This is a genomic window from Pedobacter sp. UC225_65 (genome assembly GCF_042698365.1).
GTDB lineage: Bacteria > Bacteroidota > Bacteroidia > Sphingobacteriales > Sphingobacteriaceae > Pedobacter.
The window spans coordinates 924903-939303 of sequence record NZ_CP170550.1 but is presented as its reverse complement, the minus strand read 5'-3'; the positions used below and the strand labels follow the sequence as shown (position 1 = coordinate 939303).

The 14401-nt window shown below is 37.0% G+C and carries 15 protein-coding genes, 2 pseudogenes and 1 riboswitch; of the genes and pseudogenes, 5 read left to right on the top strand and 12 right to left on the bottom strand.

Annotated features, from left to right (window positions below; all coding sequences use genetic code 11):
- Positions 1 to 6: 6 nt before the first annotated feature.
- Positions 7 to 212: pseudogene (locus ACFJIZ_RS04925) on the bottom strand (histidine kinase); the annotation flags it as partial.
- A gap of 720 nt (positions 213 to 932) precedes the next feature.
- Here ACFJIZ_RS04925 and ACFJIZ_RS04920 point away from each other — a divergent pair.
- Complete coding sequence (locus tag ACFJIZ_RS04920) at positions 933 to 2747, top strand: redoxin domain-containing protein (RefSeq protein WP_379091220.1); 1815 nt, start codon at positions 933 to 935, stop codon at positions 2745 to 2747.
- 178 nt (positions 2748 to 2925) lie between these two features.
- Here ACFJIZ_RS04920 and ACFJIZ_RS04915 read toward each other — a convergent pair whose 3' ends face one another.
- The 3 genes from ACFJIZ_RS04915 to ACFJIZ_RS04905 form a co-directional block, all read right to left on the bottom strand.
- A complete protein-coding gene (locus ACFJIZ_RS04915) occupies positions 2926 to 3312 on the bottom strand; it encodes an acyl-CoA thioesterase (protein WP_379091218.1) in 387 nt (128 codons plus the stop codon).
- 296 nt (positions 3313 to 3608) lie between these two features.
- Positions 3609 to 3809: riboswitch (cobalamin riboswitch) on the bottom strand.
- Positions 3810 to 4101: 292 nt separating this feature from the next.
- The gene (locus tag ACFJIZ_RS04910; RefSeq protein ID WP_379091216.1) at positions 4102 to 4698 is read right to left on the bottom strand and encodes a cupin domain-containing protein; all 597 of its coding nucleotides are present in this window, start codon (positions 4696 to 4698) and stop codon (positions 4102 to 4104) included.
- A 139-nt stretch (positions 4699 to 4837) separates the two neighbouring features.
- On the bottom strand, positions 4838 to 5185 hold the full coding sequence (locus ACFJIZ_RS04905) for a hypothetical protein (RefSeq protein ID WP_379091214.1): 348 nt from the start codon (positions 5183 to 5185) through the stop codon (positions 4838 to 4840).
- A 249-nt stretch (positions 5186 to 5434) separates the two neighbouring features.
- Between ACFJIZ_RS04905 and ACFJIZ_RS04900 the strand changes: the two genes are divergently transcribed.
- From ACFJIZ_RS04900 to ACFJIZ_RS04885, 4 genes are all read left to right on the top strand, one after another.
- Positions 5435 to 5800, top strand: a complete 366-nt coding sequence (locus tag ACFJIZ_RS04900) for a hypothetical protein (protein ID WP_379091212.1) — start codon at positions 5435 to 5437, stop codon at positions 5798 to 5800.
- A 359-nt stretch (positions 5801 to 6159) separates the two neighbouring features.
- Positions 6160 to 6393: a hypothetical protein gene (locus ACFJIZ_RS04895; RefSeq protein ID WP_379091210.1), complete on the top strand. Its 234-nt coding sequence runs from the start codon at positions 6160 to 6162 to the stop codon at positions 6391 to 6393.
- 264 nt (positions 6394 to 6657) lie between these two features.
- Positions 6658 to 6960, top strand: a complete 303-nt coding sequence (locus ACFJIZ_RS04890) for a PleD family two-component system response regulator (RefSeq protein ID WP_379091208.1) — start codon at positions 6658 to 6660, stop codon at positions 6958 to 6960.
- Between the two features lie 185 nt (positions 6961 to 7145).
- A complete protein-coding gene (locus ACFJIZ_RS04885) occupies positions 7146 to 7475 on the top strand; it encodes a hypothetical protein (RefSeq protein WP_379091207.1) in 330 nt (109 codons plus the stop codon).
- A gap of 133 nt (positions 7476 to 7608) precedes the next feature.
- Here the strand turns inward: ACFJIZ_RS04885 and ACFJIZ_RS04880 are convergent, their stop codons facing one another.
- The 8 genes and pseudogenes from ACFJIZ_RS04880 to kdpB all read right to left on the bottom strand — a co-directional run bounded on the left by ACFJIZ_RS04880 (position 7609) and on the right by kdpB (position 14390).
- Entirely contained in the window at positions 7609 to 9027 is a 1419-nt protein-coding gene (locus tag ACFJIZ_RS04880) for an ATP-binding protein (protein ID WP_379091205.1), read from the bottom strand.
- A complete protein-coding gene (locus tag ACFJIZ_RS04875; RefSeq protein ID WP_379091203.1) occupies positions 8978 to 9223 on the bottom strand; it encodes a hypothetical protein in 246 nt (81 codons plus the stop codon). Before ACFJIZ_RS04875 ends, ACFJIZ_RS04880 begins: the two co-directional genes overlap by 50 nt.
- Before the next feature lie 10 nt (positions 9224 to 9233).
- Positions 9234 to 9362, bottom strand: a complete 129-nt coding sequence (locus ACFJIZ_RS04870; protein WP_379091201.1) for a hypothetical protein — start codon at positions 9360 to 9362, stop codon at positions 9234 to 9236.
- Positions 9363 to 9374: 12 nt separating this feature from the next.
- Positions 9375 to 10496, bottom strand: a complete 1122-nt coding sequence (locus ACFJIZ_RS04865) for a sensor protein KdpD (RefSeq protein WP_379091199.1) — start codon at positions 10494 to 10496, stop codon at positions 9375 to 9377.
- A gap of 57 nt (positions 10497 to 10553) precedes the next feature.
- Positions 10554 to 11099, bottom strand: coding sequence for an outer membrane beta-barrel protein (locus ACFJIZ_RS04860; protein WP_379091197.1), 546 nt, complete (start codon positions 11097 to 11099; stop codon positions 10554 to 10556).
- On the bottom strand, positions 11029 to 11628 hold the full coding sequence (locus ACFJIZ_RS04855) for an outer membrane beta-barrel protein (RefSeq protein ID WP_379091195.1): 600 nt from the start codon (positions 11626 to 11628) through the stop codon (positions 11029 to 11031). Before ACFJIZ_RS04855 ends, ACFJIZ_RS04860 begins: the two co-directional genes overlap by 71 nt.
- Positions 11629 to 11680: 52 nt before the next feature.
- Positions 11681 to 12244, bottom strand: coding sequence for a K(+)-transporting ATPase subunit C (locus tag ACFJIZ_RS04850; protein ID WP_379091193.1), 564 nt, complete (start codon positions 12242 to 12244; stop codon positions 11681 to 11683).
- 114 nt (positions 12245 to 12358) lie between these two features.
- Positions 12359 to 14390 (bottom strand): annotated as a pseudogene (gene kdpB / locus ACFJIZ_RS04845) (potassium-transporting ATPase subunit KdpB).
- Positions 14391 to 14401 lie beyond the last annotated feature (11 nt).

Here is a 14401-nt window from a genome sequence, read left to right as displayed (position 1 = left end):
CTCCTGTGCCAACGTAATGTATTCCTTTTCACAATCGTATAGCGATGACCTCATAAAATCTGCCAAGCGATTTAAAAGATCACAGATTTTTCCTGTTCTTTCTGCACAATGAAAGATTGCAGATTGTTTAAAGTATTAAAAAAGAAGTGCGGATTAACCTGTGCCTTCAAGGTATTTAGCCGAAGTTCTGTATTCTCTTTGGCCAACCACATTTGTTGTTCATTAAATTGATAGGCATACCGAATAAATTTAATGCTAAGTGGAACATAAATAATTGTAATCAAACTTGTTAAACCGCTAAATATAACTTGTAGTAATTTAACAGGGTTGAGTTGTTTTTGATATAAATTATTCCAAAAATCGGCACCAGCCACCGATGCACTATGTAGGTTATACCATTGGATGATCAATGAAATATGGTAAGTTCTGAGTGTTACCGCAATGATGTAATAGACAACTACTAATATGGCCCCCAATAACCATTTTTGTTTTTTAAATACAGGAACAATGAGATACACTAAAGGATAGTACAAAAACAACGAAAAGACTATCCCAGTTAGCGTGACCAAAAAATGCTGGTCAAAGCTGATGTGGACAACCATCGATTCGCGTAACCAAAATACCAGATAAGCAAACCAAAATCCAAAATGTACCGCTAAACGATAGCGCCAATCGGTAAAAGATCGGTCCCAAAACACTTTAAGTCTATTCATCGCTTTAAGCTAATAAAAACTCTAATCAATAAGCCTAATTTTCTGACGAATCTGCCTAATTTCTTGACGAACAAAGTCCAATTGAACACGAACGAAGTCAAACATTCCAAAAAATCAGTTCAATCCAATTTCACTGGCTTTATCAATGGTTATCATCATTTCATCAAAAAAAAGAAGACCTAAAATAATACAGGCTTAGTTTTATCCAAATTTTAAGCCATGAGAAAATATATTTTATTTGGCTACATCGCATTGGTGTGGTCTTTACAAAGTACAGCACAAGTTAGCCTAGTTAGCCCACAAAAACCGAGCAATAAAGACAGCATAAGTCTAACTTATAATCCTAATGATGTCAATGCCAAACTCAATGGCAATGAACCTATTTATGCACGTATCACTACCTATTGTCAGGATGGTTCAATTGAAAAGTTTCATGTAACCCTATCTGCTAAAAATGAAAAGTTTGAGCAGGATTTTAACTTACCTCTTAATGCCGCTTCTTTTAAAGTAGAATTCTATACTTTAAATAAAGATGATGAGGCTGCTACACAAAGCTTAAAGGTATATGACAACAAATATCAATTACCCGTTAAAGGCGCTTATTTAGAAGCTTTAATGAGCGAAAAAGTTGATAGTATATTCCAACTGGAGATTACAAACTACCCTACGCATTATTTGGCCTATGCAAAATACATTAACGTCATATCTATGATTAAGGAACCATTAAAAGCGAAACAGACGATCAAAGCCTTACAAAACAAATTGATCCAAATCCCTATAACTAAAAACGGTGTAGCACCAGCAGGTTTACTGGCCGCACTTTGTTTAAGTTATGCCAAAACTGGCGACCTAAACACTGGAAAGAAATACTTATTTCAGTTATTTGAAATGTATCCGCTAACCACAGCAACTGCTTTTGCGTTTAGCATTTATAATTATGAATACTATAAGTTGAGCAACCAACAAGTTGAGGAAGATGTAAAAGCTAAACTCAAAGGGATTTTTATCCATACTCCAGAAGCAGCAATTTGTAAAGACATTAATATCTATGGTTATTTAAAAAATGACCTAAGTATTCCTGTTGAGGCTTTTGAGAAAGTTATTAAACCTCTATATCCAAAAGATCAAGTCGCTTATTATGCTTTGTACAATCTACCCGAACTCTATCTAGACAGAAAGATAAACTTAGATACGGCCAAACAATTGCTGCTAAATGCAGTCGCAAAATTTCAGGATGGAAGCATCCAACATCAATACCGTTTAGATTATGGTCATTTTCAGATGTATGTACCTTATTTATTGCTAAATTTGGCAAAGGTTAACCTATTGAAAAATGAGCTACAAGAAGCATTATTTAACAGTTCTGCAGCAATACAGCTATTAAGTGGCAGCAATACAGAGGGTAATTTTCTACCCTTGATACTAGAAGTACGTGCCCAAGCCTATGAAAAAATGGGCAATACCAACCTTGCCTTTGATGATTATAAAAAACTGTATTTGATTGGTCAAACTACGGCTTTAGATTCTTTGCAACGGCTATTCCCGTTGGTCAATGTCAAACAAAAAGATTTCACCAGTTTTATCGCATCTCTGAAACCGAATAAGGACAAAAATATGGCGAACAAAGACCTAGCGCCAAACTTTAGCGGAACAGATCTTAAAGGCAATAAAGTAAGCTTAGCAGATTTTAAAGGAAAAATTGTCGTCCTTAACATTTGGGGGATTGGCTGTGGGCCATGTATAGCAGAAATGCCAATGTTAAATGAATTGGTAAAAGCCTATCAAAACCAACCTGATGTGGTATTTATTGCCATTACAGCTGATCAAAAAGATGCCTTGACCAATTTCTTTAAAAATAGAAGTTTTGCTTATAAAGTCATTAATAATGCAGGTAACATCAGTGCGCAATTTAATACCAATGCTTTGCCTGTACACATGGTAATTGGTAAAAACGGCGAAGTGATCAACCGTTCTATTGGAGCTAGGGAAGATATCAAACAATTTTTAAAACAGTTAATTGACTTGAATTTGTAATTGTTTTTAAAAAACTAGAACCAATAGCACACACTATTGGTTCCAGACACAATGTAGCGCATCCACGATACATTGTAGTTATTATTTATTTCCCTAACCATTTAACAATGCTGTTTTCAAATTGTTTGCAACAGCTGAAATATTCTGTACAAATTGATAATCATGCACTTTAAATATATTATTTAAGTACCATTGTTGGCTTCTTGTCTTTGTCAATAGCCACAAAAGTAAACTCTCCATGTACGGCTAGTTCCCTTCCTTCATCATACATCTGTTCGATATAGATCTCTACGTTAACTTTTAAGCTGGTATTGCCAACTTTTGTTACCACACCAATAAGCTCTACAATTGTACCTGCTGGGATAGATTTTTTAAAATCGATACGGTCGCTGCTTACGGTAACCATAATCTGTCTGCTAAAACGCGTAGCTGTAATAAAAGCCACTTCATCCATCATGTGCATGGCCGTACCCCCAAAAAGTGTATCGTAATGGTTGGTCGTATTTGGAAAAACAGCTTTGAAAATACTGGTTTTAGAATTTGCTATTCTTTCTTCTAATGTCATGTTAATTTTTTGAGTTTTTTTAGTTATTTTAATCGTTTCACAGCTCGTTTTAATGCTCGTTGGCTACCAATTCGCAGATAACCCAGATTTTGCGTTAGCATTTCTTTTAAAGATCAAGTAAATAAATCGTTAAAAGCGCTTTGGCCCTATTTTACGAAGCCTTGCTTAATCAAACGTAAGGTAGGGATATGACAATTTACCTTCTCGGTGAAAAGACACCTAAAGCCAAATTCGAATAAAATGTTATTCTGTGTTGTAATATCAGACCTGACCAATTGCTTTTCTAACGCGAAAGCATCGTCAATTCGATAAACGGCAGGTCTCCTGACTTATCCCCAAATGTATCGCCTTCCCGTTTGCGTTTAATCAAACAGTGGTATTAATGATACTTTGTTGCCTTCTAAAAGGCAGGATTTACAGTTGCGCGACAGTTCGTGATTTACACACGATTCCCTATTAATCTACAGCTAAGTAAAACCGATATCGGTTGATGAAAAAATAAAGTTAAGAACTTACATCGATGCAAATGTAGGTAATAACGTTATAAAAATAGCACGATTTAAAACTAAATCAGTTCTGTTAGGTTTTACAAAAAAGCCTCTTGTGGTAACAAGAGGCCATTGACATATAAACGGAAGAAAATAAATTTTCAGATTTAATGTTGTCCTATTTCATTTTAAGGATAAACAAAAATCACAATTCTATATTTACCCAGGTTAAAATTAGCGTTACTAATTAATTAATAATCAAAAAGATAAATAATTTAGCAAGTACAACAATAAGGGTTGTTTATAATTTGATGTGCTGTAAGATCGCCATCACCTGAGGAGAGACCAATTCAACTTGGTGTGGTTGGTACAGGGGTATTTCCATAAAATCACCGGCTTTCATTAAACGTACTTCGCCAGCAACCGTACATCTACATTCGCCTTTCAAAATCAAGAAACTCTCATATTCATCTTGGTGTATTTCCTCGTCAATATCCGTTTCAGAAACAATCAACAGCTGTGTTACCTTATGATCCTGACGAAGTACCCTAACATGTCTACCGTCTATCAGATCAAGCTGACCAAATCCTTCGGTCAAGTTTAACCAATTCTGATGGACAGAAAACTTATTGATCAATGGAAGGTCATCGATATCCATTACCTTTTCTTTCTGTAGGTTATCAATCGAATCGAGCACCAATGTTTTTAGATAGCTAGGAGGTTGTATGGCCGTTGCCATCGCTTGCTTTTCTATAGCGGCCTGTACCTTGTCTAATTCTTTGCCAAGTTCTGGATAGGCAGCCAACATCTGCTCTACTTCAACTTTTTCAGTTGTACCAAGTAAATCTAAGGCATACAGTTCCAATACACCACTATCGATATAGGTTTTTAAGTTCAAGCTTGAATTTTTTCTATAAGTTCTTTTCCGTGGTCTTATCACTTTTGCAGTTTTGACTAACTTCCATGTCAAAATTAAGGCCAATCATTGTATAAATATGATAAAATTTACTCAAAGAAAAACTGTTGATGCTTTATCGCTACTTCAGCACCAGCTGTTTTGGTTCTGTTACCACAATTTGTGGCTTTTCATTAAATAGAACCAATTTGCCTGTAACACACATCTTTTTGTTTAAATAGGTTTTTTCAGGCTCTTTAAATTTAGCCAGATCTGCTTTGTAGATAACCACCGTTAACAATTGCTTGGGAAATTCTGCTCCTAAATTGATCAGAGTGAGGTTGGCCAAAGCCCTTGTTGTATATACAGAATCGCAGATGGTTACCTCTTCTCCAATGTGTTTGGCAACATCTTTAATAGCGATGGTAGTTTGGCTTTTGGCCAAGCTTACCACAAATAAGAAAACGATTAGGGACAATAATTTTTTCATAACTAAAACAGAAATATAACCACTAATATATATGTTTAAACTCTTATTAAGGGTATTGAAATTATATTTCTTCAAAAGAAATGAAAGTTACTTTAAAAAAAATAGATCCATCAATTGGTACATGTGTAAAAAATTGACCGTAAAGCGTTTAGGCCACCCAAACATTTAAACCTCTAAGTATGTTAATATCTTGTTAACAAAACAAAGTTGATATATTTTATTTTAGCATGCAGATAATGCAACCTACACATGAAACCGAAATTTGATTGTCTTTATTTTCTTGAGAATACAGCTATCTTTATTATCGAGATCAAAAGAACCGATCTGAGTGAAGATGCAGATAGCTCATCCGTTTATCAATGGATGAAGATTGACAAATCAACTTTAGGTATTACGCTGTTGAGTTTTCGTTCTATGGATTCTTCTGCGCAGGTTGAAGAAAGGTTTTTTGAGGAAGGTTACCTCAAGTTTAATGAACATGACGGGACTTTTATCGAAAAATTTAACTCAGGACAGCACCAGTTGACCAATCGGAAAAACGCTATACTTTCTGAGCCTATTAAAGATAGCATTGAGAATTACCTATTAGTTAATTCTCTTATCCACCAGAACTAAAGTTCACACCTTCAAAAATATTGGTCTGGGTCGAATGCTGATCATCCAGAATATTGTAACTTATAATTGCTTATTAAGGTCAAAACAAAGAATTGGCTAAATAGCTATGGTGTGAAAAATGTAGATTTTAAAATATGAATTACACAAAATAGGTATATTTTTCCCCATTATTACCCAAATACAATTAAACTTATCGAAAAACATCTACAAGCTTATCGAAGAGTTACTACTTAAAAATTGCTTAAAAGTATATATTCTAAGCAAATAAGGCATATTTCAATATTTACGACATCATCATTCGCTATAGATTGACGAAATGGCACTACAGTTGCCTTACAGTTAACATCAATATTATAGAAATGAAAAATTTAAGATCAATATTTGTTATCACTGCTTTATTAACTTTAAGCTTTACTGCTTTTTCAAGTTTTATCAAAGCTGATCAATCAAAAGCTCCTGAAAAAGAACAAGATCTAAAAATTGCTCAAGCGCATGTTACCAAGAAACTTGCAAATGATCCACTACATGGCGACGTCTGGTTCGCATTTACGGCAATAGGCTTTATTGGTGCCTACTTAGCCTTCAAAAAATAATACACAGTTAGCAAAATATATAGTTATTAATTGTTCTCCCAACTTTAGTATAAGCAGCCCAATACCTGGGCTGCTTTTTTTATACAGTCTGTTTATCTCAATATTTATTTTAAGCCTTTGCAGTTGATAACTGGGCAAAAGTTGATAAATAATATAAACAACTCATTACCAACTGTGTTGTGTAGATACATTTAAGCTATATGTTATGGAAAAGTGTATTTATGTAGTAGAAGATAATGCAGGATCAGAGACGTAATTGAATTTTTGCTTACTGAAGAAAAATATCAGGTCAGAACCTGTCCAAATGCCACAAACTTTTGGCAGTTGATGAAAAAACATACCCCAGATATGATTGTATTGGATATTATGTTGCCCGATGGAAATGGGCTCGACATTTGTAATCAACTTAAAAAAAGTGTAAAAACCTACCATATCCCAATTATGATGATGTCGGCAAATAATCACCTCAACACCGTTAAGGCAAAATGTGATGCAGAAGATTTCATCAACAAGCCATTCGACATCAATGATTTCTTAGAAAGGATTGGCCATCACCTAGAGAATTAAGATTTGATCAATAAAATGAGTAAACTGCTCCTCCTCAGTTGAGAAGCAAGTGTGTGACATAGATAAAATTTCGGCAAAAAACAGCCTCAAAAAAGTCAATGTTAAGCGCTAAAGCACTTGTTAACATAATGATAATATGAAATTAACCTATGAACAACATAGCTTTGTACAAATCAAAAATTTTCATGAAAAAGAATAAACAAAAGGCACTCGTTAAAGAATCAAAGAAGGTAGCTAAGCAGGAAATAAAGAACAACATCGTTGAAGATTTGAAAAAGATTGTTGGAAAGTTTGGTCAGACTTCTAAAAAAATGGATAAGGTGATTGAAAAAGAAGCGACCTTATTGGCTAAAAAGCTATCAAAAGAGTTTAAAATTGTAGCGAAAGCTGTTGCAGATCAGAAAATTGAAGAGATTAAACCAACAGCAGAAAAAACAGTCAAAGTAGAGGGGAAAGTCCTTGTAAAAAAAACTGTTAAAAAATCGGCTACCCCAAAAGAAAACACATCAGTTTAAATACAGTTATAATCTAGAGTTAAGGGCCTGATCATTTGATATGATTTAGGCCTTTTTATCTTTTAGTTCATTGGTCATTGGTTCATTAGTTTATTGGTTCATTTATTCAATAGCATTATACATTACTAAACCTTTATGCTTTGGGAAGTGAGAAACAAAACCTACTTCCTGAACCAATGGCGCTTTCTACCCAGATCTTTCCATTTTCTGCTTCTATAAAATCTTTAGAAATAGCCAGTCCTAATCCTGAACCAGATTTGTTCTGTCCATCTGTTGGCACCTGATAATAGCGGTCAAACAATCTCTTCTGGTGTTTTTCTTCAATGCCTTTCCCAAAATCCTTCACAGAAAATTCTATAAATTGCCCTTGTTCAATCACCTGAATAATAATTTTTGATTTTGATGGGCTATATCTTAGCGCATTGGACAAGAAATTGACCAAAACCCAAGCCGTTTTTTGTACATCTGCATGAATGTTCGGCAAATTGTTTTTACTGATCAACTCCAACTGGATCTCTAACTGTTGGGCCTGAAAATTCACTACATCCAATGCTAGGCCTACGATCTGTTGTGGATTTGTCTGCACCACATTGAGTTGCAGGTTGCCTGTTTCTACTTGTGCCAGATCCAATAGCTCACTCGTGATCTTCAATAGCCGTTCGCTATCTTCTTTGATATGGGTAACCAATTGGGTCTGTTCTTCGTTCATTGTCCCTACCCTTTCGTCGTTCAACAACTTTAAGCTCATTTTAATAGACGATAAAGGTGTTTTCAGTTCATGCGAAACCGTAGCGATGAAATTGGTCTTGGCCTCGTCCAGTTCTTTAAATTTGGTAATGTTTTTCAGGATATAGACTTTACCTGCAGATTTTCCGGTAGAAATTACCGTATCCTCATTCGGTTCTTCAAAGTTTGGGATGGTGATTTCCCTGTTCTCTAATAAAAAATAGGATTCTTTCTCATTGGCATAGATCTTTAAAGGTTCGTCGCCAGGATTTTCTGCCAAGACCCTTCTCAGCAATTCATTTTTCTGACTAAGTTCAGCAGCACTTTTTCCAATGGCCTGTACCGAATTGAGGTCTAATAACTGTTTGGCTACCTTGTTTAAAAACAAGACTTCTTGTTTCTCATTTAGTCCAATGATGGCATCCTGCATGTGTTCGATAATGGTTTCGATGCGCTGTTTCTCAGATTTCAATAATGCGATATTGGAATTGTCCCAATTTTTAAGCTCTACCGCCATTTTGTTAAATGCCAAGGCCAGTTCGCTAAATTCATCACTTCCTTTAACTTCCAAGCGTTGTTTATAATTTTTACGACTGATCTCGCCAATACCTTTCAATAGCTCGCGCAAAGGATTGGCGATAAAACCAGGAAAATTGACGATGAAACTAAACAAGATAAGAAAGGTGATCGATGCGGTGATTCCCAGATATAATGTTGCCTTTTCTGTTGCTCGTTGGGCATTGTCATTTTTCTTCACAATGGCGTCCATGTTCAGTTCATCGATGTTGGTAAGCTGCAATCGGATCCTGGGATAGTATCTGTTCATTTTGCTGGGTGCTTCCATTGGTAGCCATCAGGTTTTGAAAAGCATTTCTTAAAGCTACTACGGCTTCTTTTTCGCCTTTTTCAGTTACATTCTGCTCTTCCAATTTGAGTACCTGATCAAACATTTTGCGATTGGCCTGATTAAGGTTACCATGCTCACGATCAAGTGCCGCACGCATCTCGCTTACATAAACCAACGATTTATAATTATCCTTTAAGATCGACCTTCGAATGCATGGAAATCTCATTGATCTGGTAAAGGGAAATCCCTCCAAAACTGATCACGATCAAGAATAAAAAGCCGAAGCCTAAGCGGAGTTTTGTTTTAATTTTCATCGTTTTATATTTTTAGGACAAGATGACCAAGTCCGTATCTTTTTTTGCCATTGCTTTTAACAATCCATTAAATACGCTGGTACTTAAGATCAATTGGAACAGGTTAAAGTGTGGTTTACCTATGCAAATGGTGGTCATCTCTTTTTCATCGGCCATATTGATAATGGTTTTGGTGATCTCATCACTTTTTATCCTGATGATCTCGGCGCCCAGCTCTGCTGCCAACTTCAGGTTGTTGAGTAAATATCGCTGTTTGTCTAATTTAATACGGCTGGCATTTTCTTTATTACTTTGTACATACAAAACAATCCATGGCGAATGGTAATAAGAAGCCAGTCTAGCCGTTTTTCTGATCACCACTTTTGCTGTTTCCTGATTGGAAGAAATACAGGCCATGAAACGTTCCTGCCTCAACTTGATCTGTTTGGGTACTTCTATATTTACCTTACGCTCAACCTGATGGGCTACTTCCTTTAAGGCCAACTCTCTTAACTGCAAGATCTTTTCAGACTTGAAAAAATTGTTTAAGGCCTGTTCGATCTTGTTGGCCTGATAAATCTTCCCTTCCTTTAACCTGGTCAGTAGCTCATCGGCCGTTAAATCAATATTTACGATTTCATCTGCTGTTTCCAGAATTTTATCTGGTATTCGTTCTGTAACCGAAATCCCAGTGATCTGTTCTATCTCTTGGTTGATGCTTTCTAAATGCTGAATGTTAACGGCCGAAATTACACTAATTCCTGCATCTAAAATATCATAAACATCTTGCCAACGTTTTGCATTTTTACTGCCTTCTGCATTGGTGTGCGCCAGTTCATCAACCACTACAATTTCTGGATGTGCATTTAAAATTCCCTGCACATCCATTTCTTCAATTTCTTTGGCGCGATAAAAGATTTTCTTACGTGGAATAATAGGCAGGCCTGCCAACAGGTCGTGGGTTTCTTTACGCTGGTGTGTTTCGATGTAACCAATACGGATATCAACTCCATTGCGCAATAAGGCATGGGTTTCTTGTAACATGCGAAAGGTTTTGCCCACCCCTGCACTCATCCCAATATAGATCTTTAGTTTCCCTCTTCGGTTCTTTTTAACCAGATCCAAAAACTCCCGAACCTTATTTTCTTCTTCCATTTTAAAGCGTATTAAGTATCAAGACTGAATGCCTAATGAGTATCCTATTTACCACCTCTAAAAAGCTACTGCTATACTTGCCGTAATTGTTGCATTATTATTTACCATATCGGTGTTACGCGTAAAGATCTTGTCCTTACTGTCGTATAACTTGCCTTCTAACCGAACTACCGCATTGTTAAATGGAGCATAGTCTAAATTTAGCGAATAACCTTTGGTTTGAAAGCCATTTGTTGTGCCTGTGGTAATCAACATTCCGTTTTTATCTTTATAATATTCAAACCTCCCTGCAATGGCCCATTTAGGATCAAACTTGTATTGGGCAATCAACACTGGAGAGATGATCTCATTTTTGGCCGATTCTCCTTTTACTTTCTGTTGTGTACCATAATCAAACCCAGCGGTTAGTCCAAATTGTGCTGTCAACTGTGCAATGGCATAAAAGTTCTGGTAAATCCTATTTACACGTACTGCATTTAAACCCTCTGTACCGATATAATTGCTATAGTTAAAGGTAAGTTTTCCATTTGGTTTATAGCTGAGCTGTACTCCCCCTGCAGGTTTGCTGTTGCCATCTTGACGGCTGAGTCGTCTGCCAACCATTTAGGTACAACAATACTGCGGTTAACTTACCATCTGTGGTGCTATAACTTAGCTTTGCACCAGACTCATAATATGGTGTATTTTCTGACGATATATTTCTGGTCAATACCCAACAATCTTTAGAAATGGCACTTTCAAAACCAATGTGCGAGGAAAAAATACCAGCATCTAACCATAAGTTTTCTTTTTCGCTTAGTCTGATACCCGCATTGGCTTCAAAAATGTTTTTGAGCACGCCAGGTTCTGCGGCCAGATTGGCATTGGTGTAAGTACCTGCCATCAAAGCGATATTGGCTCTTACTTTATCATTGTCGTAATTGGCTTTGATAAAGCCTAGATTTAGGTTTACTTCATTGTGTCTGTTGTGTGAGTAGATAAATCCAGGTCTATTGTTATTGGCTGGCTGATTAAAATCGTAGCCATAATAAGTCTCTAAATAACCAGAAACTTTAATTTTTGGACTTTCTTGTGCTTGTAAATATTCGGTTGTAAATAAGGCTGCAACAGCCATTGCTATTATTTTTTTCATTTGATTTTTATTCTTTTAAAGTATTTCTAGTGAAGAGGCGTTCATCAATAATTTATTTCAGCTCGTCTAAGGCTAAATTCAATTTCAACACATTTACAGTCGATGGGCCAAATAAGCCCAGCAATGGTCCATCCGTGTTTTTCACGACCAATTCAGCAATTTTTCTTTCGTCCATGTTACGATAGGCAGCTATCCTTTTGATCTGGATGATGGCACCTTGTTCAGAAATGTTTGGGTCTAGGCCACTGCCTGATGCCGTAACCATATCTGCTGGGATATCTGCTCTTTTAATGCTAGGATTGTATTTCAACAAAGTGTCGATCCGAGCAGCAACTTCTTTTAAATAGTCGGCATTAGAAGGCCCTTTGTTTGAACCTGCAGAACCAGCCGCATTGTAACCAACAGCCGAAGGACGGCCCCAGAAATATTCTGGTTTGGTAAATGATTGGCCTAATGCGGTATAACCGACAACTTTACCATTTTTGGTGATTTTTTCTCCACCTCCGTTTCCTTTGCTCAATTTCCCTGCAAGTGCAATACCCATTGGATAGACAACACATAACAACACGATCAAAACCAGTGTTAAACGGATGGATTGTATGATATACTTTTTCATGATTTTTATTTTATGATTACAATAATTCAGTTTTGTTATTCTAAGTTGTGGTCTTCCTGAGCCTGTCGAAGGAGCTATAACATTACTTTCGACAAGCCCAAAGTGACAGCATATTTATATACAGATCCCGACCAATAGATCAATCAGTTTAATTCCTATAAATGGGGCTACAACACCGCCAATTCCATAAATAAATAGGTTTCTGCGCAATAAAGCCGTCGCTCCAATTGGTTTATAGGCTACGCCTTTTAAGGCCAATGGAATAAGGATGGGGATGATGATCGCATTGAATATCACAGCAGATAGAATGGCACTTTCTGGGCTATGCAAGCCCATTACATTTAAACTTTGCAGGGCTGGGATTGAAGCGATAAACAAAGCTGGTACAATGGCAAAATACTTGGCCACATCATTGGCAATAGAGAAAGTGGTTAAGGTACCTCTGGTGATCAGCAATTGTTTCCCTATTTCTACGATCTCAATCAGTTTGGTGGGATCATTGTCTAGATCTACCATGTTACCTGCTTCTTTTGCAGCTTGGGTTCCACTGTTCATGGCCACACCCACATCGGCTTGGGCAAGCGCTGGTGCATCATTTGTTCCATCGCCCATCATGGCTACCAATTTGCCTAGTGCCTGCTCATCTTTGATGTAGTTCATTTTATCTTCAGGTTTGGCTTCGGCGATAAAATCGTCTACCCCAGCTTTTTCAGCGATATATTTAGCCGTTAATGGATTATCTCCGGTAACCATTACCGTTTTAACACCCATTTTGCGTAAGCGTTCAAAACGTTCGCTAATGCCAGGTTTGATGATGTCCTGCAGCTCAATTACGCCTAAAGCTTTTTCATTTTCTGCAACCACCAACGGTGTTCCGCCATTAGAGGCAATGTGTTTAACCTTTTCTTCAATATCTGAAGGAAAAACATGACCAGCAGTCTGTACCATGTTTCGGATGGAATCAAAAGCGCCTTTTCTAATTCTTCTACCGTCTGGTGTATTGATGCCACTAGAACGGGTTTCGGCAGTAAACTTGATAAACTCCGCTCCTGCTGGCGCTGTTGCGATGAGAACCGAATGGTCTTCTTTGGCCAATTCTATGATTGATTTCCCTTCTGGTGTTTCGTCTGCTAAGGAACTCAATACACAGGCCTCGATAAAGTCTTTTACAGTTACACCTGCAGTGGGATAAAAGTTAGTCGCCTTACGGTTACCAATAGTGATCGTTCCTGTTTTATCCAACAGCAATACATCTATGTCACCAGCAGTTTCAACCGCTTTACCCGATTTGGTAATTACATTTGCCCTTAACGCCCTATCCATTCCGGCAATACCGATGGCAGAAAGTAAACCACCAATGGTGGTAGGAATTAAACAAACAAACAAAGAGATGAGTGCTGCAATGGTAATGGGCGTGTTGGCATAATCGGCAAATGGTTTTAAGGTTACACACACCATGATAAATACCAATGTAAAGCTTGCCAATAAGATGGTCAGCGCAATTTCATTGGGTGTTTTTTGGCGTGATGCACCTTCTACCAAAGCAATCATCTTATCTAAAAAACTTTCGCCTGGCTCGGTGCTTACCCTCACCTTGATTTCATCGGACAATACTTTTGTACCGCCAGTAACGGATGATTTATCGCCTCCAGATTCTCTAATTACTGGTGCAGATTCGCCAGTAATGGCAGATTCGTCTATTGTTGCGATTCCTTCTATGATCTCGCCATCAGTAGGGATGATATCTCCTGTTTCGCAGATAAATACGTCTCCCTTTCTCAATAGGTTGGAAGAACGGATTTCGTAACTTCCGTTGGCCAATACTACTTTTGCAGGTGTTTCTTCACGTGTTTTACGTAAACTATCTGCTTGGGCCTTACCTCTTGCTTCGGCAATGGCTTCGGCAAAATTGGCGAACAATACCGTAAGCAATAAGATCAAGAAGATGAAAAAATTATATATTGGAGATCCTTCGTCTGTATGATTGATTGAATATATGGTAACATAAACCATTACCAATGTGCCAATCTCTACTGTAAACATTACAGGATTTCGAACCATCAGTCTTGGACTCTAGTTTTATAAATGATTGTTTAAGCGCTGTTTGAACTAAGGCAGGCTCGAATAATTTATTTGAAGTTTTCATTTTTTATTTTG